At 73.8% G+C, this 25529-nt stretch carries 21 protein-coding genes; 11 read left to right on the top strand and 10 right to left on the bottom strand.

The features are described 5' to 3' along the window. Positions 1–21: 21 nt before the first annotated feature. Positions 22–1215 (bottom strand): macrolide family glycosyltransferase, encoded by a 1194-nt coding sequence (locus ACFY23_RS24245; protein WP_350677276.1) that lies wholly within the window; start codon positions 1213–1215, stop codon positions 22–24. Positions 1216–1265: 50 nt separating this feature from the next. Continuing rightward, on the bottom strand, positions 1266–2258 hold the full coding sequence (locus ACFY23_RS24240; protein WP_350677274.1) for an aldo/keto reductase: 993 nt from the start codon (positions 2256–2258) through the stop codon (positions 1266–1268). 196 nt (positions 2259–2454) lie between these two features. Here ACFY23_RS24240 and ACFY23_RS24235 point away from each other — a divergent pair, with 196 nt between their 5' ends. From ACFY23_RS24235 to ACFY23_RS24185, 11 genes are all read left to right on the top strand, one after another. Next, positions 2455–3585, top strand: a complete 1131-nt coding sequence (locus ACFY23_RS24235; RefSeq protein WP_350819320.1) for a DegT/DnrJ/EryC1/StrS aminotransferase family protein — start codon at positions 2455–2457, stop codon at positions 3583–3585. 34 nt (positions 3586–3619) lie between these two features. Then, positions 3620–4756, top strand: coding sequence for a nucleotide disphospho-sugar-binding domain-containing protein (locus tag ACFY23_RS24230; RefSeq protein ID WP_350677269.1), 1137 nt, complete (start codon positions 3620–3622; stop codon positions 4754–4756). Positions 4757–4824: 68 nt separating this feature from the next. Beyond that, positions 4825–6033, top strand: a complete 1209-nt coding sequence (locus ACFY23_RS24225) for a cytochrome P450 (RefSeq protein WP_350677266.1) — start codon at positions 4825–4827, stop codon at positions 6031–6033. Positions 6034–6073: 40 nt separating this feature from the next. Further along, positions 6074–7336, top strand: a complete 1263-nt coding sequence (locus ACFY23_RS24220; RefSeq protein WP_350677264.1) for an NAD(P)/FAD-dependent oxidoreductase — start codon at positions 6074–6076, stop codon at positions 7334–7336. 49 nt (positions 7337–7385) lie between these two features. Beyond that, the gene (locus ACFY23_RS24215; RefSeq protein WP_350677262.1) at positions 7386–8420 is read left to right on the top strand and encodes a ketoacyl-ACP synthase III family protein; all 1035 of its coding nucleotides are present in this window, start codon (positions 7386–7388) and stop codon (positions 8418–8420) included. Positions 8421–8464: 44 nt separating this feature from the next. Then, entirely contained in the window at positions 8465–12280 is a 3816-nt protein-coding gene (locus ACFY23_RS24210) for a type I polyketide synthase (protein ID WP_350677259.1), read from the top strand. 30 nt (positions 12281–12310) lie between these two features. Continuing rightward, the gene (locus tag ACFY23_RS24205; RefSeq protein ID WP_350677256.1) at positions 12311–13381 is read left to right on the top strand and encodes a methyltransferase; all 1071 of its coding nucleotides are present in this window, start codon (positions 12311–12313) and stop codon (positions 13379–13381) included. Positions 13382–13385: 4 nt separating this feature from the next. Next, positions 13386–14336: an SUMF1/EgtB/PvdO family nonheme iron enzyme gene (locus tag ACFY23_RS24200; RefSeq protein ID WP_350677254.1), complete on the top strand. Its 951-nt coding sequence runs from the start codon at positions 13386–13388 to the stop codon at positions 14334–14336. A gap of 2 nt (positions 14337–14338) precedes the next feature. Beyond that, positions 14339–14605, top strand: a complete 267-nt coding sequence (locus ACFY23_RS24195) for a MoaD/ThiS family protein (RefSeq protein WP_350677252.1) — start codon at positions 14339–14341, stop codon at positions 14603–14605. A gap of 84 nt (positions 14606–14689) precedes the next feature. Next, positions 14690–16120: an NDP-hexose 2,3-dehydratase family protein gene (locus tag ACFY23_RS24190; RefSeq protein WP_350677249.1), complete on the top strand. Its 1431-nt coding sequence runs from the start codon at positions 14690–14692 to the stop codon at positions 16118–16120. Then, the gene (locus ACFY23_RS24185) at positions 16117–17463 is read left to right on the top strand and encodes a cytochrome P450 (protein WP_350677247.1); all 1347 of its coding nucleotides are present in this window, start codon (positions 16117–16119) and stop codon (positions 17461–17463) included. Before ACFY23_RS24190 ends, ACFY23_RS24185 begins: the two co-directional genes overlap by 4 nt. 70 nt (positions 17464–17533) lie before the next feature. On the opposite strand, the gene ACFY23_RS24180 is transcribed toward ACFY23_RS24185, so the two are convergent. The 8 genes from ACFY23_RS24180 to ACFY23_RS24145 form a co-directional block, all read right to left on the bottom strand. Next, positions 17534–18106, bottom strand: coding sequence for an SRPBCC family protein (locus ACFY23_RS24180; RefSeq protein WP_350677244.1), 573 nt, complete (start codon positions 18104–18106; stop codon positions 17534–17536). Between the two features lie 245 nt (positions 18107–18351). Then, positions 18352–18903, bottom strand: a complete 552-nt coding sequence (locus ACFY23_RS24175; protein WP_350677242.1) for a copper resistance CopC family protein — start codon at positions 18901–18903, stop codon at positions 18352–18354. An 8-nt stretch (positions 18904–18911) separates the two neighbouring features. Beyond that, positions 18912–19505 (bottom strand): hypothetical protein, encoded by a 594-nt coding sequence (locus ACFY23_RS24170; RefSeq protein WP_350677240.1) that lies wholly within the window; start codon positions 19503–19505, stop codon positions 18912–18914. Between the two features lie 79 nt (positions 19506–19584). Next, positions 19585–21087 carry a radical SAM protein gene (locus tag ACFY23_RS24165; RefSeq protein WP_350677237.1) on the bottom strand — a complete coding sequence of 501 codons (1503 nt, stop codon included), beginning with the start codon at positions 21085–21087 and terminating at the stop codon, positions 19585–19587. 289 nt (positions 21088–21376) lie between these two features. Then, positions 21377–22582, bottom strand: a complete 1206-nt coding sequence (locus tag ACFY23_RS24160; protein ID WP_350677235.1) for a macrolide family glycosyltransferase — start codon at positions 22580–22582, stop codon at positions 21377–21379. Positions 22583–22796: 214 nt separating this feature from the next. Beyond that, the gene (locus ACFY23_RS24155; RefSeq protein WP_350677233.1) at positions 22797–23663 is read right to left on the bottom strand and encodes a class II fructose-bisphosphate aldolase; all 867 of its coding nucleotides are present in this window, start codon (positions 23661–23663) and stop codon (positions 22797–22799) included. Further along, the gene (locus ACFY23_RS24150; protein ID WP_350677230.1) at positions 23641–24588 is read right to left on the bottom strand and encodes a hexose kinase; all 948 of its coding nucleotides are present in this window, start codon (positions 24586–24588) and stop codon (positions 23641–23643) included. Before ACFY23_RS24150 ends, ACFY23_RS24155 begins: the two co-directional genes overlap by 23 nt. Then, positions 24585–25484, bottom strand: a complete 900-nt coding sequence (locus ACFY23_RS24145) for a sugar isomerase (RefSeq protein WP_350677227.1) — start codon at positions 25482–25484, stop codon at positions 24585–24587. The genes ACFY23_RS24150 and ACFY23_RS24145 overlap by 4 nt, the downstream gene beginning before the upstream one ends. Positions 25485–25529: the final 45 nt, after the last annotated feature.

Raw genomic sequence — 25529 nt, 5'->3', positions numbered from 1 at the left:
CCGGTCGATGCGCGGGGCGGGTCAGCGGGCGCGGGCCAGGTACGCCTCCACGGCGTCGGCGGCCCGGGCCGCGCCCCCGGCCCGGCGGACGTGGCCCCGCATGGCCTCGACCCGGGCGAGCAGCGCGGGGTCGGCCGCGACGGCCCCGACGGCGGCGAGCAGCGTGTCGCCGTCGGCCTTCTCCCCGGGCAGCACCGCGCCGAGGCCGAGCTGGTCGACCCGCCGGGCCATCGGCTGCACGTCGAAGGACTGCGGCACGACCACCAGCGGGCGCCCCCAGTAGAGCGCCTCCATGAGGGTGCCCATGCCGCCGTGCGTCACGCAGACCGTCGCCTGTTCGAGCACCTTCACGTGCGGGACCCAGCGGTGCGCCTCCACGTTGGGGGGCAGGTCGCCGAGAGCCGCCGGGTCGACCTGGCCGCCCAGCGTCATCACCACGTGCCACGGCTGGCCGTCGAACGCCCGCGCGCAGTCGCGGAAGAATCCGGGCCGGTCGTTGAAGGTGGTGCCGAGCGACACCAGCACCACCGGCAGGTCGTCGGCCGGGCGGGTCCACTCGCCGAGGAACCGCCGGTCGTCGAAGCACGGCCCGACGAAGACGAAGCGGTCGTCGAAGGTGTCGCCGGCGATCTGGAACGCCTTCGGGACGAAGACCAGGTTGAGTTGCTCCACGTGGTTCCAGCAGTCCACGACCGACCGGGACAGGCCGTGCTCGGCGAGCAGGTCCCGCAGGGTGTCGCGGAACACCGGCAGGTCGAGCGGGTCGATCGTGCCGGCCAGGGTGACCATGTCCTGGGAGAACGAGTAGTGCTCGTTCGACGCGAACGCCGCGCTGAGCCGGACGGCCGGCCGCCGCCAGCGGGCGGCCAGCAACTGCCCGGCGATGAACGGGAAGTCGTCGTAGAGGACCAGGTCCGGCACGTCGCCGTCGAGCGCCTCGGCGGTGGCCCGGAGCACCGAGACGTTCTCCCGCAGGTACATCAGGTGGGGACGGACGCCGAGGTCGTCCGAGCCGAACACCTCGGCGGCGTCCGCGTCGATGATCTCCGACTGGTAGGGCACCACCGTCGCGCCGGCGGCACGGACCGGCTCCGCGAACCCGCCGGCGGTGACGTAGCTGACCCGGTGCCCGCGCCGGACCAGCTCGGTGACCACGGTGAGGGTGGGCAGGATCAGGCCGTGGCTGGCGACGTTGACGATCAGGAGGTGGGCCATCGTCGACTCCGTCCGTGGTCGGGGTCCCGGGCGCGCCGGCGCGGGTCGGGTCAGGACATCCAGGCGTCCGGGGCGGCGCCGCCCCGGCCGAGCGGCGGGAACAGCTCGTCGAGCCGGGCGAGCTCCGCCGCCGACAGCGGCCGGTGCAGGGCCCGCAGGGCGCCGTCCAGGTGTTCGGGGGTACGCGGACCGACGACCGCGGCGGTCACCGCCGGGCGGTGCAGCACCCAGGCCATGCCGACCTCCGCCGGGTCGCGGCCGGCCTCGGCGCAGAACGTCTCGTACGCGGCGAGTGTCGCGCGGTGCCGCTCGACCGCCTCGGCGGCCCGTCCCTGCGCGGACTTGACCGCGGTGCCGTCGGCCAGCTTCCGCAGCACGCCGCCGAGCAGCCCGCCGTGCAGCGGCGACCAGACGAGCACCCCGATGCCCTCGGCGACGGCGGCGGGGAGCACCTCCAGTTCGACGTACCGGCTGACCAGGTTGTAGACGCACTGCTCGCTGGCCAGCCCGAGCAGCCGGTGCCGGCGCGCGGCCTCCTGGGCGCTCACCAGGTCCCAGCCGGCGAAGTTCGAGGACCCGACGTAGCGGACCTTGCCCTGCCGGACGAGCTGCTCCATGGCCTGCCAGATCTCGTCCCAGCCGACCTCCCGGTCGACGTGGTGCATCTGGTAGAGGTCGATGGCGTCGGTCTGGAGCCGGCGCAGCGACGCCTCGCAGGCGGCGACGACGTGTCGGGCCGACAGGCCCCGGGCGTTGGGGCCGTCCCCCATGGGATTGCCGACCTTGGTCGCGAGGACCACCTCGTCCCGCCGGGCCGGGTCCTTGGCGAGCCAGCGCCCGATCATCTCCTCGGTCCAGCCCCGGTGCACCCGCCAGCCGTAGATGTCGGCGGTGTCGACCAGGTTGACCCCCTGCGCGACGGCGTGGTCGAGCAGCCGGTGGGCGTCGGCCTCGTCGACCCGGCCGCCGAAGTTGACGGTCCCGATGGCGACCCGGCTGACCCGCAGGCCGGTCCGTCCGAGCCGGACATGCAGCGACGACACCCGGACCTCCCGCGTACCCGGTGCCGGACGCGGCGTCCGGCGACCCGTTGAAGATATACATTTCTCAACCCCCGCACCTGGCCGCTCGGAAGTTCCGCAATCAGGAAGAACGCCTGGCGGGCGATATCGATAGGGCTCCCTTGACGACCCTTCCCATGCGCTTGAGAATCATGTGGCAACTAGCGAGAGGGGTGTCATGATCCCGCTGTCCAAGGTCGCCATGTCTCCGGACGTCAGCACCCGCGTCTCCGCCGTCCTGAGCAGTGGCCGGCTGGAGCACGGGCCGACCGTCGCCGAGTACGAGGCGGCCGTGGGCAGTCGTATCGGCAACCCCCGGGTGGTCTCGGTCAACTGCGGCACGGCCGGGCTCCACCTGGCGCTGAGCCTCGCCGCGCGGCCGGGGGCCGGCGAGTCGGAGCACGACGGCCCGGGCGAGGTGCTCACCACGCCGCTGACCTTCGAGGGCACGAACTGGCCGATCCTCGCCAACGGGCTGCGCATCCGGTGGGTGGACGTCGACCCGGCCACCCTCAACATGGACCTCGACGACCTGGCCGCGAAGATCTCGCCCGCCACCCGGGCCATCGTGGTGGTCCACTGGCTCGGCTACCCGGTGGACCTCAACCGGCTGCGCGCCGTCGTGGACCGGGCCACGGCGGGATACGACCGCCGCCCGCTGGTCGTGGAGGACTGCGCGCAGGCGTGGGGCGCCACCTACCGGGGCGCGCCGCTGGGCACGCACGGCAACGTCTGCGTGTACAGCACCGGCGCGATCAAGATCCTGACGACCGGCAGCGGCGGCTTCGTCGTGCTGCCCGACGACGACCTGTACGACCGGCTCCGGCTGCGCCGCTGGCTCGGCATCGAGCGGGCGTCGGACCGGATCACCGGCGACTACGACGTCGCCGAGTGGGGCTACCGGTTCATCCTCAACGAGATCGGCGGGGCGATCGGCCTGTCCAACCTGGAACGCGTCGACGAGCTGCTGCGCCGGCACCGGGAGAACGCCGCGTTCTACGACAAGGAACTGGCCGGCATCGACGGCGTCGAGCAGACCGAGCGGGCCGACGACCGGGAGCCCGCGTTCTGGATGTACCCGCTGAAGGTCCGCGACCGTCCCGCCTTCATGCGCCGGCTGCTCGACGCCGGCATCGCCACCAGCGTCGTGTCGCGCCGCAACGACGCGCACAGCTGCGTCGCGTCGGCCCGCACCACCCTGCCCGGGCTGGACCGGGTGGCGGACCGCGTGGTCCACATCCCGGTGGGCTGGTGGCTCACCGAGGACGACCGCTCCCACGTCGTCGAAACGATCAAGTCCGGCTGGTGACCCCCGCCGGATCCCCGAACAGAAGGGCTCCGACATGCGCGTGCTGTTCGTCTCCTCCCCCGGTATCGGCCACCTCTTCCCGCTGATCCAGCTCGCCTGGGGCTTCCGCACGGCCGGCCACGACGTGCTGATCGCGGTCGCCGAGCACGCCGACCGGGCCGCCGCCGCGGGCCTGGAGGTCGTCGACGTGGCGCCCGACTACAGCGCGGTCAAGGTCTTCGAGCAGGTGGCCAAGGACAACCCGCGCTTCGCCGAGACCGTCGCCACGCGTCCCGCGATCGATCTGGAGGAGTGGGGCGTGCAGATCGCGGCGGTGAACCGCCCGCTGGTCGACGGGACCATGGCGCTGGTCGACGACTACCGTCCCGACCTGGTGGTCTACGAGCAGGGCGCCACCGTCGGCCTGCTGGCCGCCGACCGCGCCGGGGTGCCGGCAGTGCAGCGCAACCAGAGCGCCTGGCGGACCCGGGGCATGCACCGCTCGATCGCGTCCTTCCTGACCGACCTGATGGACAAGCACCAGGTCAGCCTGCCCGAGCCGGTGGCGACGATCGAGTCGTTCCCGCCGAGCCTGCTGCTGGAGGCGGAGCCCGAGGGCTGGTTCATGCGCTGGGTGCCGTACGGCGGCGGCGCCGTCCTCGGCGACCGGCTGCCGCCGGTGCCCGCCCGGCCCGAGGTGGCGATCACCATGGGCACCATCGAGCTCCAGGCGTTCGGCATCGGCGCCGTGGAGCCCATCATCGCCGCCGCCGGCGAGGTGGACGCCGACTTCGTGCTCGCCCTCGGCGACCTCGACATCAGCCCGCTGGGCACGTTGCCGCGCAACGTCCGGGCGGTCGGCTGGACGCCGCTGCACACCCTGCTGCGTACCTGCACCGCGGTGGTGCACCACGGCGGGGGCGGCACGGTGATGACCGCCATCGACGCCGGCATCCCGCAGCTGCTCGCCCCGGACCCGCGCGACCAGTTCCAGCACACCGCCCGGGAGGCCGTCAGCCGGCGCGGCATCGGCCTGGTCAGCACGTCGGACAAGGTCGACGCGGACCTGCTGCGCCGGCTGATCGGGGACGAGTCGCTGCGCACCGCGGCCCGGGAGGTACGCGAGGAGATGGTCGCGCTGCCCACGCCGGCGGAGACGGTGCGGCGCATCGTCGAGCGCATCTCGGGTTGAGCCGGTCGCGTCGCCCGCCGCCTCCGTCGGCGGCGGGCGGCGCGAGGAGCCACTGGAAGGGGCACCTCGTGCTGGTCGATGCCGTGACCGCGTTCGATCCCACCGACGCCGACGTGCGGCGTGACCCCTACCCGTCCTACCACTGGCTGCTGCGGCACGACCCGGTGCACCGTGGCGCCCACCGGGTCTGGTACGTCTCCCGCTTCGCGGACGTGCGCGCGGTGCTCGGCGACGAGCGCTTCGCCCGGACCGGCATCCGCCGGTTCTGGACCGACCTCGTCGGGCCCGGGCTGCTCGCCGAGATCGTCGGCGACATCATCCTGTTCCAGGACGAGCCCGACCACGGCCGGCTGCGCGGGGTGGTCGGCCCGGCGTTCTCGCCGTCCGCGCTGCGCCGGCTGGAACCGGTGATCGCCGGCACCGTGGACGACCTGCTGCGGCCCGCCCTGGCCCGGGGCGCGATGGACGTGGTCGACGAGCTGGCGTACCCGCTGGCGCTGCGCGCGGTCCTCGGCCTGCTCGGCCTGCCCGCCGCCGACTGGGGGGCGGTCGGGCGCTGGTCGCGCGACGTGGGACGGACCCTGGACCGGGGCGCCAGCGCCGAGGACATGCGCCGCGGCCACGCGGCGATCGCCGAGTTCGCCGACTACGTGGAGCGGGCCCTCGCGAGGCGGCGGCGTGAGGGCGGCGAGGACCTGCTGGCGTTGATGCTCGACGCCCACGACCGCGGCCTGATGAGTCGCAACGAGATCGTCAGCACGGTGGTCACGTTCATCTTCACCGGCCACGAGACGGTGGCCAGCCAGGTGGGCAACGCCGTGCTGAGCCTGCTGGCGCACCCGGACCAGCTCGACCTGCTCCGGCGCCGGCCGGACCTGCTGGCCCAGGCCGTCGAGGAGTGCCTGCGGTACGACCCGTCGGTGCAGTCCAACACCCGGCAGCTCGACGTCGACGTGGAGCTGCGCGGTCGGCGGCTGCGCCGCGACGACGTCGTGGTCGTCCTGGCCGGCGCGGCGAACCGGGACCCGCGGCGGTACGACCGGCCCGACGATTTCGACATCGAGCGGGATCCGGTCCCGTCGATGTCCTTCGGCGCGGGGATGCGCTACTGCCTCGGGTCCTACCTCGCCCGTACGCAGCTGCGCGCCGCGGTGGCCGCCCTGGCCCGACTGCCGGGCCTGCGGCTGGGCTGCGCGTCGGACGCCCTGGCCTATCAGCCGCGCACCATGTTCCGGGGCCTGGCCAGCCTGCCGATCGCGTTCACGCCGGGCGGTTGAGCGCCGCGTCGTGCCTGTCCGAGCAGGAGGAGTTGTCGACATGAGCCACCCCGAACCCGAGTACGACGTGATCGTCGTGGGCGGCGGCCCGGCCGGATCGAGCACGGCCGGTCTGCTCGCCCAGGAGGGCCACCGGGTCCTGCTGCTGGAGCGCGAGAAGTTCCCCCGCTACCACATCGGCGAGTCCCTGATCAGCGGCGTCACCCTCACCCTGGACGCGCTCGGCGTACGCGAGCGGATGGCGGAGCTGCGCTTCCAGATCAAACACGGCGGCAGCCTGCTGTGGGGGGCCGATCAGACCGCCCCGTGGTCGTTCCGGTTCCGGGAGATCCGCGACGCCCGGTTCGACTACTCGTGGCAGGTCCGGCGTGCCGAATTCGACGCGATGCTGCTGGACCGGGCGCGGGAACTGGGCGTGGTGGTGGTCGAGGGAGCCACCGTCCGGGGGCCGCTGACCGACGGCGAGCGGGTCGCGGGCGTCAGCTACCAGTTCCGGGGTGAGGCCGACCCGATCGACGCCCGCGCCGCGATCGTGGTCGACGCGTCGGGGCAGCAGCGCTGGCTCGGCCGGCACTTCGGGTTGGTCTCCTGGCACGACGACCTGCGCAACATGGCGGCGTGGAGCTACTACGCCGGGGCGCTGCGCTACCCCGGCGATCACGAGGGCGACCTGCTCGTCGAGAGCTGCGCCCAGGGTTGGCTCTGGTACGCGCCGCTGAGCCCCACCCTGACCGGGATCGGGTACGTCACCCCGTCGGACCGGTTCGCCGAGACCGGCCTTCCCCCGGATCAGTTGCTGGAGAAACAGATCGCGGAGTCGAACGAGGTCTCCTGGCTCACCGCCGGCGCGCGGCGGGTCGACGTCTACCGCACCGCGCGGGACTGGTCGTACGCGTGCAGCCAGTTCTCCGGGCCGGGCTGGGTGCTGGTCGGTGACGCCGCCGCCTTCATCGACCCCCTGCTGTCCTCCGGCGTGACGCTGGCGATGCGCGGCGCGCTCAGCCTGTCCCGGGCGGTGCACGAGGCACTGGCCGCGCCGGAGAAGGAGCGCCATCTCATGCAGGTGTACGAGGACCGCTACCGGGACTTCCTCGCCGCCCTGCTGGATCTGATCCGGTTCTTCTACGACGGCGCGCACGGCCGCGACGAGTTGCACCTGCGCGCCCAGGCCATCGTGGACCCGGACCGGCTGATGCCTCCGAAGATCTCGTTCGTCTCCCTGCTGTCGGGGCTGGCGCGGGGCGACGAGACGCTCGACCGCAGCCCTCGGACGGCCATTGACCGACCGTCAGACGCTATATAATCTTAAAGCGAATTGCCTCGATCACGTCGAACGCCGAGGAGAGAAGCCGATGCGCACCGCCGGAACGTACATCCGTGGGATCGGGGCCTACCTTCCTGAGACCGTCACCGTCGAGGAAGCCGTCGCCCAGGGCCTGTACCCGCAGGAGGACATCGAGACGCACGGGCTGGGCGGGGCCGCGATCGCCGGCGAACTGCCCGCGCCGGACATGGCGCTGCGGGCCGCGCAGGACGCCCTCAAGGAGAGCGAGCTGGGCCGCGGCGACATCGACCTGCTGCTCTACGCGGCCGCCTGGCACCAGGGCCCCGAGGGCTGGCTGGCGCACTCCTACATCCAGCACTACCTGCTCGGCGGGGTGCCCCGGGCGACCGAGATCCGGCAGGGCTGCAACGGCATGTTCACCATGCTCGAACTCGCGGCCAGCTACCTGAAGGCCGCGCCGGAACGCAAGGCGGCGATGCTCGTCGCCGCCGACAACTACGGCACCCCGCTGCTGGACCGCTGGCGCACCAACCTCGGCTTCATCCTCGGCGACGCCGCCTCCGCGGTGGTGCTGAGCACCGAGAGCGGCTTCGTCGAGCTGATGTCGGTCTGCTCCATCACCGTGCCGGAGGCCGAGGAGGTGCACCGCGGCGGCGAGCCGATGTTCCCGCCCGGCGCGACGCTCGCCAAGGAGCTCGACTTCGGCGCCCGGCTCTTCTACCACATCACCGAGCAGACCCCCGTGCTCGCCGTGCTCGGCGAGGCGCAGGAGACGATGACCACCGTCGCCGAGCAGGCGCTCGCCGAGGCCGGCATCGGCACGGGAGACCTGGCCAAGGTCTCCTTCATGAACTACTCCCGCGAGGTGGTCGAGCAGCGCTGCATGGCGCCCCTGGGGCTGGGGATGGAGAAGTCCACCTGGGACTTCGGGCGGATGATCGGGCACTGCGGCGCCAGCGACCACCTGCTCGCCCTGCACCACTCGCTGCGGGCCGGTGAGGTCGCCGCCGGCGACCACGTGCTGTGGCTGGCGATGGGCCCCGGCGTGGAGTTCACCGCCGCCGTCCTGCGCGTACTGGACAACCCCTACGTCGAGCGCTGACCGCCCCCCGCCCGCGCCGCGACCCGACCAACGGAGGTACGACGATGACCCGGGACGATCCCGCCGACAACCCGTACCAGGTGGCCGTCATCGGCATCGGTTGCCGGCTGCCCAGCGACGTCGACACCCCGGACGCCCTCTGGGAGCTGCTACTCAAGGGCGGCCAGACCGCCGGCGAGATCCCGGCGCAGCGCTGGCGCGCCTACCGGGAGCGCGGCCCCGAGTACGAGGCGGTCCTGCGCGACACCGTCACCGCCGGCAGCTACCTGCGTGACGTCGCGGGCTTCGACCCCGAGTTCTTCGGCCTGTCGCCCCGGGAGGCGGCCGAGATGGACCCGCAGCAGCGGATCCTGCTCGAGGTCGGCTGGGAGGCCCTGGAGCACGCCGGCCTGCCACCCACCCGGCTGGCCGGCACCGACACGGGCGTCTTCGTCGGGGTCAGCACCACCGACTACGGCGACCGGCTGCTGGAGGACCTGCCGACCGTCGAGGCGTACACCGGGATCGGCGCGGCCACCTGCGCCCTGGCCAACCGCATCTCCTACGCGCTGGACCTGCGCGGCCCGAGCGTCGCCGTCGACACGGCCTGCTCGGCGTCGCTGGTCGCGGTGCACCTGGCCTGCCAGAGCCTGCTGCTGCGGGAGAGCACGGTGGCCCTGGCCGGCGGCGTGAACCTGGTGCTCACCCCGGGGCAGAACGCCTCCCTCCAGGCCGCCGGCACGCTCTCCCCCGACGGCGTGAGCAAGTCGTTCGACCGCGACGCCGACGGGTACGGCCGCGGCGAGGGATGCGGCGTGCTGGTGCTCAAGCGGCTCGACGAGGCCGAACGGGACGGCGACCGGGTCCTGGCGGTGATCCGGGGCAGCGCGGTCAACCAGGACGGCCACACCGACGGCATCATGGCCCCGTCCGGCCCCGCGCAGCAGCACGTCGTCCGCCGCGCCTGCGACCGGGCGGGCGTCGCCCCGGCCAGCGTGGACTACGTGGAGGCGCACGGCACCGGCACCCAGCTCGGCGATCCCGTCGAGGCGACCGCCCTGGCCGCGGTCTACGGCGCCGGCCGCCCCGACGACCGGCCCTGCCTCATCGGCTCGATCAAGTCCAACGTCGGGCACCTGGAGGGCGCCGCCGGGGTCGCGGGGCTGATGAAGGCCATCCTCGCGCTGCACCGCGGCCAGATCCCGGGCACCCCGCTGCGCGGCCAGGCGATCCCCGCCGTCGGCGACGGCACCGGGCTGCGCCTGGTGACCGGCACGCTGCCCTGGCCCGAGCGGGACGGTCCGCGCCGCGCCGCGGTCTCCGGGTTCGGCTACGGCGGCACCATCGCCCACGTCGTCCTGGAGGAGGCGCCGCCCGTTCCCGCCGACGGCGACGCGCCGGCTGCCGACGAGGCCGCCCGGCCGCTGTTCCCGCTGTCGGCCCGATCGGACGCCGCCCTGCGCCAGCAGGCCGCCCGACTCGCCGACCGGCTCGACGGGGACGACCGGCCGGACCTGGTCGACGTCGGCCACACGCTCGCGCGCCGCCGGGCCCACCTGACCCACCGCGCGGTGGTCACCGGGCAGGACCGCGACGAGGTCGTCGCCGCCCTGCGCCGGCTCGCCGCCGGCCAACCCGACCCCGACACGGTCTCGGCAGTGACGCCGGCCGGCCGGTCCGCCCGGCCCGTCTGGGTCTTCTCCGGGCACGGCTCGCACTGGGCCGGCATGGGCCGCGACCTGCTGGCCCACGAACCGGCCTTCGCCGCCGCGATCGACGAGATCGAACCGGTCGTCGCCGAGGAGGCCGGCTTCTCGCTGCGGCAGGCCCTCGCCGACCCCGAGCTGGCCGGGGTGGACCGCATCCAGACCCTGACCTTCGCCATGCACGTCGGCCTGGCCGCGGTCTGGCGGGCGTACGGTGTCCGCCCGGCCGCCGTCATCGGGCACTCGGTCGGCGAGGTCGCCGCCGCCGTGACCGCGGGCATCCTCACCCCGACCGACGGGGCCCGGCTGATCTGCCGCCGGTCCGCCCTGCTGCGGCGGGCCGCCGGCCGGGGCGCGATGGCCATGGTCACCCTGCCGTTCGCCGACGTCGCCGAGCGGCTCGCCGGCCGCGCCGACCTCGTCGCGGCGATCGCCTCCGCCCCCGCGTCCACCGTGGTCTCCGGCGACATCGCCGCCGTGGACGCCGTGATCGAGCAGTGGCCGGCGGACCGGATCGCGGTGCGCCGGGTGCAGTCCGACGTGGCGTTCCACAGCCCGCACATGGACGCCCTCGCCGACGAGCTGCGGGCCGCCGCGGCCGACCTGCCCACCTCGGCGGGCACCGTGCCGATGTACTCGACGGTGCTCGACGACCCGCGCGCCGCGGCCCCCTGCGACGGGGCGTACTGGGCGGCGAACCTGCGCCGACCGGTCCGCCTGGTCGACGCGGTCGGCGCCGCCCTGGCCGACGGGCACCGCACCTTCGTCGAGATCTCCGCCCACCCGGTGGTCGCCCACTCTGTGCGGGAGACCCTCGACCACGCCGGCATCGAGGACGGGTACGTCGGGACCACGCTGCGCCGTCACGTTCCCGGGCACCGCACGGCCCTCGCCGCGGTGGCGGAGGCGCACTGCCACGGCGTCGAGGTCGACTGGGCCGCGCTGCGGCCCGACGGCAGGCTCACCGACCTGCCCCGGTACGCCTGGCGGCACCAGGAGCTGTGGCGGGAGCCCACTCCCCCGGTGGCCGCCGGCGGGCACGACATCGGCTCGCACACCCTGCTCGGCACGGCGACCACCGTCGCCGGCAGCGACCTGCGGCTGTGGCACACGGTGCTCAGCGACGCCAGCCGTCCGTACCCGGGCAGCCACACCGTGCAGGGCGCGGAGCTCGTGCCGGCCGCGGTGCTCGCCGCCACCTTCCTCGCCGCCGGGGCCCGCGACGGCGCGCCGGTGGCCCTGCACGACCTGTCGATGCGGGTGCCGCTGGCCACGGCCGGGCGCCAGGAGATCCAGGTGGTGGACGACGGCGGGAAGCTGCTGCTCGCCTCCCGCCCGGCCGGCGCGGACACCGCGCCGTGGCTGACCCACGCCACCGCGCGCGTGACGCCGGACGACGCCGCCCCGTCGGCGCGGGCCGCCGACCCCCGGGGGCCGGGCGGGGTGGTCGCCGACCCGGGGCTCGTCCGGGACCGGCTGGCCCGGGTCGGGGTGCCCGAGACGGGCTTCCCATGGCGGGTCGACCGCCTCACCACCGGCAACGGCGGGCTGCGGGCCCGGGTCCGCTTCCCCGAGCCGGCCGAGGACTGGGCGGCCGTCATCGACGCGGCGGTGTCCATCGCGCCGGCCGCGTTCCCCGGCGAGCCCCGGCTGCGCCTGGTCGACGCGATCGAGCGGATCTGGACGACCGGCGTGGTGCCGGCCGTCGCCCTCGTCGACGTCGTCCGGGACGGCGGGCGGGAGGACACCGTCGACGTGACGGTCTCCGGGGCGGACGGCACTCTCGCCGCCCGGCTCACGGGCCTGCACTACCCGGTGGTCCCCGACGCCCCGGCCGCCGACACCGACGGGCCCGCCCCGACCCGGCAGTCCCTGGCCGACCTCGACCCGGACGAACTGCGCGAGCGCCTGATCGAGGAGGTCCGCGCGGCGGTCGCCGCCGAGATGAAGCTGGCCGCCGAGGCGCTCGACCCGCGCCTGCCGCTGGTGCAGCAGGGCATGGACTCGGTCATGACCGTCATCGTGCGCCGGCGGCTGGAGAAGACCTACCGCCAGGTGCTGCCCGCCTCGTTGTTCTGGCAGCAGCCCACCGTCACGGCGATCGCGGTGCACCTGGCCGAGCTGATCGCCGCCCCCTCGCCGGACGGGGCGGTCGCCGACGCCGTGGCCCGCTGACCCGCCGGACGCGTCGACCCGGAGGAGCGCATGGAACTCACCACGACCGCCGCCCGGCCCGGGCTGCGGCACCGGATGCAACAGCTGATCTACGGGTTCTTCACGGCGCAGACGCTGCACGTGGCGGTCCGGCTGCGGATACCGGACCTGCTCGCCGACGGCGCGCGCGACGTCGGCGACCTCGCGTCGGCCACCGGCGCGGACGCCCCGTCGCTGCGCCGGCTGCTGCGGGCGCTGGTCTTCCTGGAGGTGCTCGACGAGCCCGCGCCAGGCACCTTCGCCCTCACCGAACAGGGCGAGGTGCTGCGGGCGGACGTGACCGGGTCGATGCGGGAGCTGGTGCTGCTGCTGTCCGGGCCGGAGAGCTGGGCCGCGTGGGGGCAGCTCGAACACAGCGTGCGCACCGGCGAGGTGGCGTGGGAGCACGTGCACGGCCGGAGCTGCTTCGACCACCTGATGGCGGACCCGCAGCGGCAGGCGGCGTTCAACGCGGCCATGGCCGAGGGCTCGCGGGCCTTCGTGCCCACGCTGCTGTCGGCGTACGACTTCGGCGACCTGCGCACCGTGGTGGACGTGGGCGGCGGCAGCGGCGCCCTGCTCGCCGGGGTCCTCGCGGCGCACCCGCACCTGCGCGGCACGGTCTTCGACACCCCGGACGGCGTGGCCGACGCGGCGCGCACGGTCGCCGAGCAGGGCGTCGCCGACCGGTGCGGGGTGGAGACCGGTGACTTCTTCGTCTCCGTGCCACCGGGCGCGGACGCCTACGTGCTCAAGAGCGTGCTGCACGACTGGGACGACGAGCAGTGCGTCGAGGTGCTGCGCACCGTCCGCCGGGCGGTCCGACCCGACAGCCGCGTGATCCTCGTCGAGTCGCTGATGCCGACGACGGTCACCACGGCGCCGAGCGTCGCCCAGGTGGTCATGAACGACCTCAACATGATGGTCTGCCACGGCGGCCGGGAGCGCACCGTGGCGGAGTTCCGCGAGTTGCTGCGGGTGGCGGGCTTCCGGCTGGAGTCCGTCACGCCCTGCCCGGCGCCGAGCGTCGTCGGCATCCTGGAGGCGGCGCCCGCCCCGGCCACCGGGCCGGACGGGAGCTGACGCGATGGCGCGCATCGGCGACCTCGACGCCGCCCGGCCCGCGCCGGAGGCGGTCCCCGGGGACATGGTCCGCATCCCGGGCGGGACGTTCCTGCAGGGCTCGCCCGAGCGGACGCTGGACTGGCTGGACCGCGAGGGGCAGGCGTTCCCCCGCGACTGGTTCACCGACGAGACGCCGCAGATTCCGGTCACGCTGCCCGACTACCTCATCGACCGGCACCAGGTGACCGTCGCCCAGTTCGCCGCCTTCGTCTCCCGCACCGGCTACGTCACGTCCGCCGAGCGGGCCGGGGGCAGCATGGTCTACGGCGAGCAGTACTGGGAGATCCGCGAGGGGGCCTGCTGGCACCGCCCGGCCGGGTACGGCAGCGGCATCCGCGGCCGCGACGACCACCCCGTCGTGCACATCTCCTTCGCCGACGCCGAGGCGTACGCGCGCTGGGCGGGCCGGCGGCTGCCCACCGAGTCGGAGTGGGAGCGGGCCGCCACCGGCCCGTCGTACCGGCTCTGGCCCTGGGGGGACACCTGGGACAGCAGGAACGCCAACACCGCCGAGCACACGGCCGGGGCGCTCGGCGACCTGGACGCCTGGCGGACCTGGTGGGGGGCGATCCACGCCGTGCAGGGGCCGATGCCGCAGACCACGCCGGTCGGGGCGTTCTCGCCGCGCGGCGACAGCGTCGACGGGTGCGCCGACATGACCGGCAACGTCTACGAGTGGACGTCCACCCTGGCGCACCTCTACTCGCCCGCCACCCGGTGCGACCCGACGATCCACCTGGTCATGGGGCGTTCCCGCGTGATCCGGGGCGGCTCCTGGATGAACTTCCGCTACCAGGTCCGGTGCGCGGAACGGCTGTACGGGGACCCCACCGGATGGTCCAACTTCGCTCTCGGCTTCCGCTGTGCGCGTGACGTCACGGCGGTCCCCCACGTCGACGACAACGGGAGGTAGCGATGGTCACGGTGCTGCTGTCGGCCGGCTGGGCCCACCGGGGGCAGAAGAGTTTCGAGTGCCGTGAGGGCACCGTGCGGGACGTCATCAGGGAGTTCGTCGAGACGTACCCCGTCTACCGCCGCCGGCTGCTCGACGACACGGGCGAGCCGCTGACCTACTACAACGTCTACCTCGACGGGGACCTCGTCGAGAAGGCGGACCGGTCCCGGGTGACCGCCCGAGCCGACAGCACGGTCGCCATCGTCCCGCCGCTGGCCGGGGGCTGACCCACCCGTCGGGCGCCCGGGTCCCGACCCGGCCGCGTCCGGCCACCGGCGTCCCGCCGAGCGCGTCCCCGTCAGGGAGGAAGCATGCTCCTGCCGCACACCGACGCCCGACCCGGCCCCGGGCGGGCCGATCGTGACGACCTCGCTCTCCGGCTGGCCCGGTCGGCCCGGCACCGCCCCCGCTCGGCCGCCCGGCTCGCGGCCTGGCTCGCGCAGCGACAGCGGGCAAACCCGTTCGAGGTCACCGCGGTGCCGTTCGCCGACCTGACCGGCTGGCACTTCGCGCCGGACTCCGGCGACCTGGTGCACGAGAGCGGCCGGTTCTTCAGCGTCGAGGGCCTGCACGTACGGACCGACCGCGGGCCGGTCGGCGAGTGGTGGCAGCCGATCATCCACCAGCCCGACCGGGCGATCCTCGGCATCCTGGCCCGGGAGATCGACGGGGTGCTGCACTTCCTGATGCAGGCCAAGATGGAGCCGGGAAACGTCAACGGCGTCCAGTTCTCCCCCACCGTGCAGTCCACCCCGAGCAACTACCAGCGCACGCACCGCGGTGCCCGGTCCCGCTACGTGGAGTACTTCCTGGAACCGGGGCGCGGCCGGGTCCTGGTGGACGTGCTCCAGTCGGAGCAGGGCTCCTGGTTCCGGGGCAAGCGCAACCGGAACATCATCGTCGAGGTCGCCGACGAGGTGGCACCGCACGAGGACTTCGTGTGGCTGACCCTCGGCCAGATCCACGATCTGCTGCACCGGCCGAACCTGGTCAACATGGACGCCCGTACCGTCCTGTCCTGCCTGCCCGGCCACGCGGTCGCCGACGGCGACGGGGACGCCGGGACGATCGGCGGCGCGGTGGCGGAGTCCTCGCTGGCCGACGGCGCGTGGCAACCGCTGCTCGGCGTCCGCAACTGGCTGACCGCCAACAAGGCCGGCCCCACCCTGGCGACCCGGCAGGTCCCGCTGCGCGAGGTGCGCGACTGGTACCGCGCCGACGACGAGATCCGCCACCGCTCCGGCCGGTTCTTCCGCATCGTCGGCCGGCGGGTGCGGGCCAGCAACCGCGAGGTGTCCCAGTGGTGCCAGCCGTTGCTGGCACCGTGCGGGACGGGTCTGGTGGCGTTCGTCGTCCGACGCATCGACGGCGTGCTGCACGTGCTCGCCCACGCCGACCTGCGGCCCGGCTACCGGGACACCGTCGAGCTGGGACCGACCGTGCAGTGCACCCCGGACAACTTCACCGGCCCGGCCCGGGACGGCCGCCCGGCGTACCTCGACCTGGTGCTCTCCGACGAGGTCCGCGTGCACTACGACGTGCTGCAGTCGGAGGAGGGCGGGCGGTTCCACCACGCGGTGACCCGGCACATGGTGGTGGAGGTGGGCCCGGACTTCCCCACCGCGACACCGCCGGACTACACCTGGCTGACCCTGCGCCAGTTGACCGCCGTGGCGGCCTTCAGCTATCAGGTCAACATCGAGGCGCGCAGCCTCCTGCTCTGCCTGCGGGCGCTGCGGTGACCGGGCGCGACGACCGGCCCGACGGCGCTCGGCCGGTCCCACCCGGGCCAGCGGTCACGCCCGGGCCAGCGGTCACGCCCGGGCCGCCGGTCACGCCAGGGCGGGCGGCGGACGGACCGGCCGAGGCCGGGAGCGCGGCCGGGATCGACGCGTTTCCGCTGCCCCGCCGGTGCCCGTTCGGCCCGCCGGCCGAGTACGCCCGGCTGCGGACCGAGCGGCCGGTCGCCCGGCTGCCCATGCTCGGCGGCAACACGGCCTGGGTGGTGTCCCGGTACGCCGACGTCAAGCGGGTGCTCAGCGACCCGCGGATGAGCGCGGACCGGCGCCGGGCCGGTTTTCCGCGGTTCGCGCCGACCACCGAGAGCCAGCGGCAGGCCTCGTTCGCGAACTTCCGCCCCCCGCTGAACTGGATGGACCCGCCGGAGCACACCGCCGCCCGCCGCCAGATCGTCGACGAGTTCGCCGCGCGGCGGGTACGACAGCTGCGGCCGCTGGTCGAGCGGGTGGTGGACGAGCACCTCGACGCCATGACGGCCGGGCGGTCGAGCGCCGACCTGGTGCCGTCGTTCAGCTATCCGGTGCCGTCGCGGGTGATCTGCGAGATGCTCGGCGTGCCGTACGGCGAACACGCGTTCTTCGAGCGCCGGTCCACCCGGATGCTGAGTCGCGGCGTGCCCGCGGACGAGCGGGCCCGGTGCGCCCGCGAGATCCGCGAGTTCCTCGACGGCGTGGTGACCGACAAGGAGCGGCACCCCGGCGACGACGTGCTCAGCCGGCTGCTCGCCGCGCAGCGCGCGGCCGGCGAGCCCGACCACGAGGCCGTGGTGAGCATGGCCTTCGTGCTGCTGGTCGCCGGGCACGTCACGACGTCGAACATGATCTCGCTGAGCGTGCTGGCCCTGTTGACCCATCCGGAGCGGCTCGCCCGCCTGCGCGCCGAGCCGGACCGGTTCCCCGCCGCCGTCGAGGAGCTGCTGCGGTACTTCACCATCGTCGAGGCGGCGACCGCGCGGACCGCGACCGCCGACGTGACGGTCGGTGGGGTCACCATCCGGGCCGGGGAGGGGGTGGTGGCGCTGGGCCAGGCCGCCAACCGGGACCCGGCGGCGTTCGACCGGCCGGACGAGTTCGACCCGGACCGCGACGCCCGGCACCACCTCGCCTTCGGCTACGGACGACACATCTGCCCCGGCCAGCACCTGGCCCGGCTGGAACTGGACGTCGCGCTGAGCCGGCTGGTCCGGCGGCTGCCCGGGCTGCGGTTGACCGTGGACGTGGACGACCTGCCGCTCAAGGAGGACGGCAACATCTTCGGCCTGCACGCGCTGCCGGTCGCCTGGTGAGCCGACCGCGCCGGCGCCCGGCCGCGCCGTCGGTGCCGGACGCCGGTCCCGGTCGGGAGCGCCGACGGGTTCAGCGACGCTGGGCGATCACCGTCGTCCACGCCTCGCTGATCCGCTGGGCCGACTCGGACGCGGCCGCCATCTCCTCGGGGCCCGCCTTGGCGATCCAGTCGACCGCCCGACCCTCGGGAAGCGTGCCGGCGAGGTAGTCGTCGAGCGCGACCAGGCCCATCTCCCAGCCGGCCCCGATGCCCCACGCCCCCGGCGCCGCGTTGGGGATGATCTCGGCCGGCACCGGCGCGTGCTCCAGCTCCAGAACGGTGGCGTCGCCCGACGGGGTGAGTCGCAGCTCGACCTCGCTGCTGCCGTCGCCCGACTCCCAGGTCAGGCCGATCGTGCTGGGCCGCTCGCACCGCAGGATCTCGCCGCTGGCGTTGCCCTCCAGCTGGAAGCGCCCGCCCACCCGCAGGTCACCGGAGATCGGCAGGAACCAGCGCACCAGGCGCTCGGGATCGGTGATGGCGTCCCACAGCTCCTCCGGTGAGGCGTCGTAGCTGCGGCGGACCACCAGGGCGTTCAATCCGCTGGGGTGATCGCGCAGCTCGCGCTCGGTGTCCCTGACGACGTCGGACGTCTTGTTCATGCCACTTGACCTTCCTACAGGTGCGTGGTGCCACGGGAGCCGGTCCGGCCCGCACGCCGAGGACTTTAGCAGCCATGACTTACCTAACGTCCGATTTGTGCCCCACAACGCTGGCGCGTCGTGCACACCCCGACACGATCGGGTCACACGAAGACGCCACGACCGGGTCGTGGTCGACCGAGGGCTACCGGTGCGGGCCGACGCGGGCGCGCCACGAAGCGGGCGGGCCGGAACCCGTGGCGGGATCAGGCGATGTCGCGGTCGGTGCGGGAGCGCCGCGCGAGCAGCACGAGCACGGCGAGGAGCGCGAGACCGTCGACGGCGAGCAGGGCAGCGCCGACCGGGTCGATCCCGTGGGCGTGGGCCGGCGCCGGGGGCTCGGGCGGCGGCGCCCCGCCCGGCGCGCCCACCGTGAACCGGGCGATGCCGGAGGCGTCCCGCCCGTCGACCGTCACCACGTGGTACGCGACGGCAACCTCACCGGACCCGGTGGCCCGCACCGCCTGGGTCAGGCCGTCGCGGCCGGCGGCCGTCAGCGCCCCCTGGTTGAGCAGGGACCGGTCCGCGTCGTAGACGGAGATGTGGGATCCGGCGAGGTCCGGCCGGCCGGCCACCCGGATGCGTACCGCCGTCGGCGCGCCCGACAGGACGGCGCCATCGGCCGGGTCGACCGAGACCACCTCGACCTTCGACGCGGCCGTGGACTGCGAGTCGATCCTGCCGGCGAGGGCGAGGACGGCCACCAGCGCCGCCACGGTGAGGGCGGCGCCGGCGTAGATCCGTCTCGTGCTCGACATGACGCCCGTCAGTCGGTGGCGGCCACGGGCTGGCGCCAGGCCGGCGCACCGGCCCGGTGCACGCAGGAGCACGTGGCGGCGGCCCGCTCCGCGGCGTTCGGGCGCAGGTGCAGGTACATGGCGATCAGCATCGGAAGGAAGACCACCGAGTTGTAGAACAGGTGCAGCTCGACCCGGGGCACGATCAGCTGGAGCAGGCTGGTCGGCTCGGCCGAGCCCGGCAGCCGGAACGTGCTGTGGGCCTGCACGAGCAGCAGCCCGTGCTCGATGTGGTGCCAGAACTGCAGGGCGAGGGCCACCGTCCACCAGGCCCGGGACCGACCGGTGAACCCAGGAAGCAGCAGGAACAGGCCGACCAGCATCACGATGGCGTAGCCGTAGTGCAGCCACTCGGAACTCACCAGCCAGGGGAACGGCATCCCCAGCACGCCGCGCGCCTCCGGCCGCGGCCAGCCGAGCGCCCAGATCTGGTACGCCTGCACCAGGTGTTCGGCCCAGTGCGCGACGACCACCGCCATGTAGAGGGCGAGCGCCGTGCGGTGGAACCGGCCGTTGAGTGACGCCATCAGGCCGGAAGAGGCTTTACGGACAGTGGCTGCCATGGGTCCCTCCATAGTCCACACCGGAAGGTGTGTCTTCACGCTATGAGGTGTGACGACCGCGGCGTGACTCTGAACTTGCTCAGCTGGCCGTCGCCGCCCACGCCTTCTTGGCGTTCTTCCAGGTCGGCGAGTTCACCTCGTCCCAGGCTCGGTGGCGCAGCTCCTCCAGGACCTCTGCCGGCACCAGGGTGCCGGTCATGTTGGCCCGGTAGATGTTCATCGTGTCCGGGTCGAAGTCGGGGCTGATGTGGCCGCCCGCGATCGCCATGTCGAACAACGGCGCGCCGGGCAGCGGCACGACGAGGAAGAAGTTCGCGGCGTCCAGCCCGTAGGAGACGTGCTCCTTGGCGAGCTGGATGGTCGTCTCGATCTCCTCCAGCGTCTCGTCCGGGTAACCCATCATGTAGTTGCCGTAGATCTGGAAGCCGTACTCCTTCATGGCGACGATCAGCCCGGGCAGGTCGGCCTTCTCGATGTTGAGCTTGTTGCTCGCGTACTTGCGGATGATCCGCAGGTTGCCCGACTCGAAGGGCATGTTGATCTGCGTGAAGCCCGCGTCGGCCATCGCCTCCAGGACCTCGTGGTCGGGCTTCCAGCGCTTGAGCAGGTGGATGAGGTTGATGCCGTTGAGGTCGCAGATGGTCACGCCAGCGCCCTGGATCTTCTTGAGCAGCCGGAGGCCGCGCCGCTTGTCGCCCAGGAGCGAGTCGTCCTCGATGAACACGTTGTCGACGCCCAGGCTCTTCAGCGTCTCGATCTCCGCCAGCACCCGCTCGTCCGACTTGACGCGGAACTTGCCGATCGGGCCGCTGGGGCTCCCCTCCTGCTCGCCGGCGATGTGGCAGTACGCGCAGCGGAACGGGCAGCCGAGCGAGGTCATCATGGTCGCGTACCGCAGCTCGGCGCCGGGCTCGAAGAGACCGGAGTGCGGCCGGGCGATCGTCCAGTACCGTTCGTTGGGCAGCAGGTCCCAGGCCGGCATGGGCAGGGTGTCCAGGTCCCACACGACGTCCTGCGCCCGCGCGGGGTTCATCCGGATCCGGCCGTCGTCGAGGAAGGCGACACCGTGGATGTCGGCGAAGCTCGGGTGCGGCGACCGTCGTACGGCCTCGACGATGTCGATGATCGTGCGCTCGGCCTCGGACAGGCAGACCACGTCGAAGCCCGCCCCGAAGAACTGCGGCAACCGCGACCGCGCGTTGACCCCGCCGGTGACGAGCAGCTTCTCCGGGTAGGCCGCCCGGATGAGCCGCGCGCAGTGCAGGACCATCGTCTCCTGGTCGGTGAAGATCGAGGTGATGCCGACGATGTCGTGGTCCTTCACCACCTCGAGGATCCGCTCGTCGCTGACGCCGGTGCGGAGGAAACCGCTCGGCATCGGCGTGGGGTTGGCGAAGATGTCGTCGAGCGGGTCGGCGCCCTCGCCGACGCAGGCGTCGAAGACGCGAACGTGCACACCGTGCTCCCGCAGGGCTCCGCCCAGATTCGGGTACGCGAGCGATCCGTTCGGCTTGCACACCGTGCCGGGGGCGGTCTGGTTCGGCGGGTACAGCAGCAGCACGCTGACGTCACGAAGACCCATGGCGAAATACTACCTAGTTTTGAAGTGGAAACAAGGACCCCAGCGGCCCAGAGCCGGAACCAGAATCGATATGTCAAGTGGACGGTCCACGCCGTCGGGAGGACCGGCGGGCAGGCTGCCGCCCACGCCGACGGGCGACACCCGCCCGCGCCGACGGACGGGCGGGCCGACGGACGGGCGGGCCGGCCGCGCGAGCGGCGGGCGGCCTCCCCACGCGCCCACCAGCGACGGCCGGCCCTGCCACCCGGTCATGACGCCGGCCCGCGTGGACGGCAGGGAACGCCAGGGGTCAGGGCGCGACCCGCCCCAGGTACGCCTCGACCTCGTCCGCCGCCCGGGCCGGCCCACCGGACGAGAGGATGTCGCGCTGCATCCGGCGCACCCGCTCCCTGACAGCGGAGTCGGCCGCGAGCCGCTCCACGGCCTCCCGGATGCTGGCCGGTTCGAGCTGGTCCGGCCGCAGCACGGAGCCCAGGCCCAACTCGATGACGCGCTCCGCGGACGGGGCGGCCTCGGTCGCGAAGTGCGGCACGAGCACCAGGGGCACGCCCGCGGCGAAGGCCTCCAGCACGGCGCCGGTGGTGCCGTGCGTCAGGCACGCCCTGGCGTGCGCGAGCACGGAGTGGAACGGGATCCACTGGTGCGCCTCGACATTGGGCGGCAACGGGCCCAGCACCGCCGGGTCGAGGAAGCCGCCGATCGCCATGACCACGTGCCAGGGGGTGTCGGCGAAGGCCTGCGCGCAGGCGCGGAAGAACTCGGGGTGCTCGTTGAACTGGTTGCCGAGCGAGACCAGCAGCACCGGCGCGTCCGGCCGTGGCGGCTGCCAGCCGGGCTGGCCGTCGCGGCCGGTGAGGGTGGGCCCGACGAACGCGAACCGCTCGTCGAAGGTCTCGGCGAAGGGCTGGAACGACTTCGGCAGGAAGACGATGGTGAGGCCCTCGATCTCGTCCCAGTACTCCTTGACCGGGGTGTCGACGCCGTACTTCCCGAGCAGGTCGACGAGCACCGAGTGCACGGCCTCGACGTCGGCCGGGTGGCGTTGGCCGTTGCTCTTCCACAGCTCCTTGAACAGCGAGTAGTGCTCGTTCGCGGCGAAGCCGCCGGTGAGGCGTACGGCCGGCCGGTCCCACCGGGCGGCCAGGAGGCGCCCCGCGATGAACGGGAACACGTCGTAGACCACGAGGTCGGGCGGGTTGTCCCCCAGCGCCTCCTCGGCGGCCCGCAGGATGGCCACGTTCTCGCGGACGTACACCAGGTGCAGTTGCGTCTCGGCGTCCTCCTGCTTGACGACCTCGGGCACGTGGAAGGTGTCGAACTCGGACTTGTACAGCACGACCTCGGCGCCGGCGGCCTTGACCTCGTCGGCGAACAGCGGCGTCGTCACGTACGTGATCCGGTGCCCTCGCCGGGCCAGCTCGCTGACGAGGCCGAGCGACGGGTAGACGTGACCGTGACCCTGGACGTTGGCGAAGAGGATGTGACGCTGGCGCATGGGCTCACTCCCGGCTGGTCGTCTCGGCGTTGTCAGCGCGGCGCGTGCGCGCGGAGCGGTGGCTCCCCTGGGATCCGACCGCGCCCGCCGACAAGGGCGACGACGGGCGCGACGGGGGGCCAAGGCTTTAAACATATATAGCACGATTGATCGACGGGACGCTATGTCGAAGGAGGCCGGTGGGGCCGGCCGCCGCGGTGGCCGGCCCCGGGGTTCAGCCGCGGGCGAGCGCCCCGGACGGCTCCGGCAGCACGGCGAGCAGCTCCGCCACGGCGGCGGTCATCGCCTTCCGGCCGGCGCTGAGGTAGCGCCGGGGGTCGACCGAGCTGTCCCCGGCGAGCGCCGCCCGGACCGCGCCGGTGAACGCCACGTTGAGGGCGGTCCCGACGTTGACCTTGACGATGCCGTTGCGGATTCCGGCCCGCAGCTCCTCGAAGGGCACGCCGGACGACCCGTGCAGGACCAGCGGCACCGGCACGGCCTCGCGCAGCGCCGCGATCAGCCCCTGGTCCAGCGTCGCCGTCCGGGTGGTCATCGTGTGCGAGCTTCCGACGGCGACGGCGAGCGCGTCGACGCCCGTCTCCGCCACGTAGCGGGCCGCCTCCTCCGGGTCGGTGCGTACGCCGGCGAGGTGGGCGCTGGCCGGCGCTCCCGGCTTGCCGCCGACGTATCCGAGTTCCGCCTCCAGCCACAGGCCCTGCTCGCGGGCCCAGTCCGCCGCGGCGCGGGTGGCCGCGACGTTGCGGTCGTACGGCAGCGCGCCGGCGTCGAACATCACCGAGCTGAACCCGGCGTCCGCCGCCTGGCGCAGCAGCGCGACGTCCTCCACGTGATCGAGGTGCAGGCCGAGCGGGACCGGGCAGAGGCGCGCGACCTCGGCCGCCACGGTGGCGATCGGCAGCACGCCGGCGTGGTAGCGCACCGCGTTCTGGCTGATCTGCAGGATCGCCGGGCGGCCGGCGGCGGCGGCGCCGGCGGCGATCGCCTGGGCGTGTTCGAGCGTGATGACGTTGAAGGCCAGCACGGCGGTGCCGGCCGCGCGGGCGGCGGCGACCAGTTCAGCGGTGGCGGCGAGCGGCATCGGTGACCTCCTCGACGGTGACGTGGGTGAGCAGCCGGTCCGCCGTGGGGGTGTCGAAGTCCCCGGCGTACGGCGAGACGACGGCCGCAGCCGAGATCGCGGCGGCCCGGGCGAGGATCCGCGGCCACGGCTGCCCGGCGGCGAGCCCCTGGGCGAGCACGGCGGCCAGGGCGTCGCCCGCGCCGGTGGGGTTGCCGTGCACGGTCTCCGGCGCGCGCACCTCGTACGCGGTCCCGCCGACGACGGCGACGAAGCCCGCGGCGCCGCGGGAGACCACCGAGGCCCCGGCCCCCAGGTCACCCAGCCGGTACGCGGCGGAGACGGCCTCGGTCCCGGTACGGGGCGCGGCCCCGACGATGTCGGCGATCTCGTCCGCGTTGGGCTTGACCACGTCGGGGCGCGCGGTGAGCGCGTGGCGCAGCGTGGCCCCCGCCGCGTCGACCAGCACGACCGCCCCCGCGGCGTGGGCCGCGACGGTGAGGTCGCGGTACGCGCTGACCGGCACGCCGGGCGGGCAGCTACCCGAGAGCACGACGACCGCCGCGTCCGCTACGGCGGCGTCGAAGCGCTCGGTGAAGGCGCCCCACTCGGCCGCCGTGACGACGGGGCCCGGTTCGTTCAGGACGGTCGCCGCGTCCGGAGACACCACGGTGACCGTGCGCCGGGACTCGCCGCCGACGGTGGTGAGGTCGGCCGGGATGCCGGCGTCGCGCAGCTCCTCCCGGATGGTCTCGCCGGTCGTGCCGCCGGCCAGGGCCAGCAGCCGGGTCTGCGCGCCGAGCCGGGACAGCACGCGCGCCACGTTCACTCCCTTGCCCCCGGCCCGGCACCGCGCGGCGGTGACCCGGTGCGAGGTGCCGGGAACGAGATCGGGCACCGTGTAGGTGACGTCGATCGCCGGGTTGGGACACACCGCGAGGATCACGGTCGGCTCGCCGTCGCCGGCAGCACGACGGACCGGGTGAGGTGGCGTGGACGGTCCGGGTCGAGGCCCTTGCGGGCGGCGACCGCGACGGCGAGCCGCTGCGCGGCGACCAGCTGCGCCATCGGGTCCGCCGGGGACTGGACCACCGTGGCGCCGGTGGCGTCGACGTCCTCCCGCAGGCCGTCCGGCGCAGGCCCGAGGATCCACACCGCCGACTGCGCGTCGGCGACGCTGATGGGGCCGTGCCGGTACTCCATCGCGGGGTACGACTCCGCCCACGCCTGCGCGGCCTCGCGCAGCTTCAGGGCCGCCTCGTGTGCCAGCCCGACCGCCCAGCCGCTGGCGAGGAAGGTGAACTGCCGGCGGTCGAGCAGCGCCGGGTCGACGGGGGCGGCCAGGACCGCGCGGGCGTCGTCGACCGCGGTGCCCAGGCCGGCGCCGACCGCGCAGCGCCACAGCGCGAGCGCCGTCGTGGCGAACCGGGTCTGCACGACCGACCGCTCGTCGGCGAAGTCGAGCACCACGGACCGGTCGGCCAGCCGCGTGGCCGCCTCGTCGGCGACGGCGGTGACGACGGTGGACCGCTGGCCGGCGGGGAGGTCGGCGAGCAGGCGGAGCACCTCGGTGGTGGTCCCGGAGCGGGTCAGGGCGACGACCCGGTCGTAGCGGCGGTGGTGCGGGAACTGCGACGCCGCGAAGGCGTCGGTCTCGCCGCCGGCGGACTCCCGCAGCGCGGCGAAGCACTGCGCCATGAACAGCGACGTGCCGCACCCGACGACGGCGACCCGCTCACCGGGTGCGGGCAGCGCCGCGGTCACGGCCGACGAACGGGCCAGGCTCTCTGCTCGCGACCACAGCGCGGGCTGCGACGCGATCTCCTCGGTGATGTACGCCATCGACTGTCACCTCATGCAATAACAGGGCCGTAATTTTGCAAGTTG

The organism is Micromonospora sp. NPDC000121, assembly GCF_042899165.1.
Lineage (GTDB): Bacteria > Actinomycetota > Actinomycetes > Mycobacteriales > Micromonosporaceae > Micromonospora.
Note: the sequence above shows the minus strand (reverse complement) of the source record. Positions and strands in the feature narration are given on the sequence as shown.

Bases quoted from the DNA above. Each gene is read 5' to 3' on its own strand.
- ACFY23_RS24245 (WP_350677276.1), bottom strand. From the start codon at position 1,215: ATGGCCCACCTCCTGATCGTCAACGTCGCCAGCCACGGCCTGATCCTG.
- ACFY23_RS24235 (WP_350819320.1), top strand. From the start codon at position 2,455: ATGATCCCGCTGTCCAAGGTCGCCATGTCTCCGGACGTCAGCACCCGC.
- ACFY23_RS24230 (WP_350677269.1), top strand. From the start codon at position 3,620: ATGCGCGTGCTGTTCGTCTCCTCCCCCGGTATCGGCCACCTCTTCCCG.
- ACFY23_RS24220 (WP_350677264.1), top strand. From the start codon at position 6,074: ATGAGCCACCCCGAACCCGAGTACGACGTGATCGTCGTGGGCGGCGGC.
- ACFY23_RS24215 (WP_350677262.1), top strand. From the start codon at position 7,386: ATGCGCACCGCCGGAACGTACATCCGTGGGATCGGGGCCTACCTTCCT.
- ACFY23_RS24210 (WP_350677259.1), top strand. From the start codon at position 8,465: ATGACCCGGGACGATCCCGCCGACAACCCGTACCAGGTGGCCGTCATC.
- ACFY23_RS24205 (WP_350677256.1), top strand. From the start codon at position 12,311: ATGGAACTCACCACGACCGCCGCCCGGCCCGGGCTGCGGCACCGGATG.
- ACFY23_RS24200 (WP_350677254.1), top strand. From the start codon at position 13,386: ATGGCGCGCATCGGCGACCTCGACGCCGCCCGGCCCGCGCCGGAGGCG.
- ACFY23_RS24195 (WP_350677252.1), top strand. From the start codon at position 14,339: ATGGTCACGGTGCTGCTGTCGGCCGGCTGGGCCCACCGGGGGCAGAAG.
- ACFY23_RS24190 (WP_350677249.1), top strand. From the start codon at position 14,690: ATGCTCCTGCCGCACACCGACGCCCGACCCGGCCCCGGGCGGGCCGAT.
- ACFY23_RS24180 (WP_350677244.1), bottom strand. From the start codon at position 18,106: ATGAACAAGACGTCCGACGTCGTCAGGGACACCGAGCGCGAGCTGCGC.
- ACFY23_RS24175 (WP_350677242.1), bottom strand. From the start codon at position 18,903: ATGTCGAGCACGAGACGGATCTACGCCGGCGCCGCCCTCACCGTGGCG.
- ACFY23_RS24170 (WP_350677240.1), bottom strand. From the start codon at position 19,505: ATGGCAGCCACTGTCCGTAAAGCCTCTTCCGGCCTGATGGCGTCACTC.
- ACFY23_RS24165 (WP_350677237.1), bottom strand. From the start codon at position 21,087: ATGGGTCTTCGTGACGTCAGCGTGCTGCTGCTGTACCCGCCGAACCAG.
- ACFY23_RS24160 (WP_350677235.1), bottom strand. From the start codon at position 22,582: ATGCGCCAGCGTCACATCCTCTTCGCCAACGTCCAGGGTCACGGTCAC.
- ACFY23_RS24155 (WP_350677233.1), bottom strand. From the start codon at position 23,663: ATGCCGCTCGCCGCCACCGCTGAACTGGTCGCCGCCGCCCGCGCGGCC.
- ACFY23_RS24145 (WP_350677227.1), bottom strand. From the start codon at position 25,484: ATGGCGTACATCACCGAGGAGATCGCGTCGCAGCCCGCGCTGTGGTCG.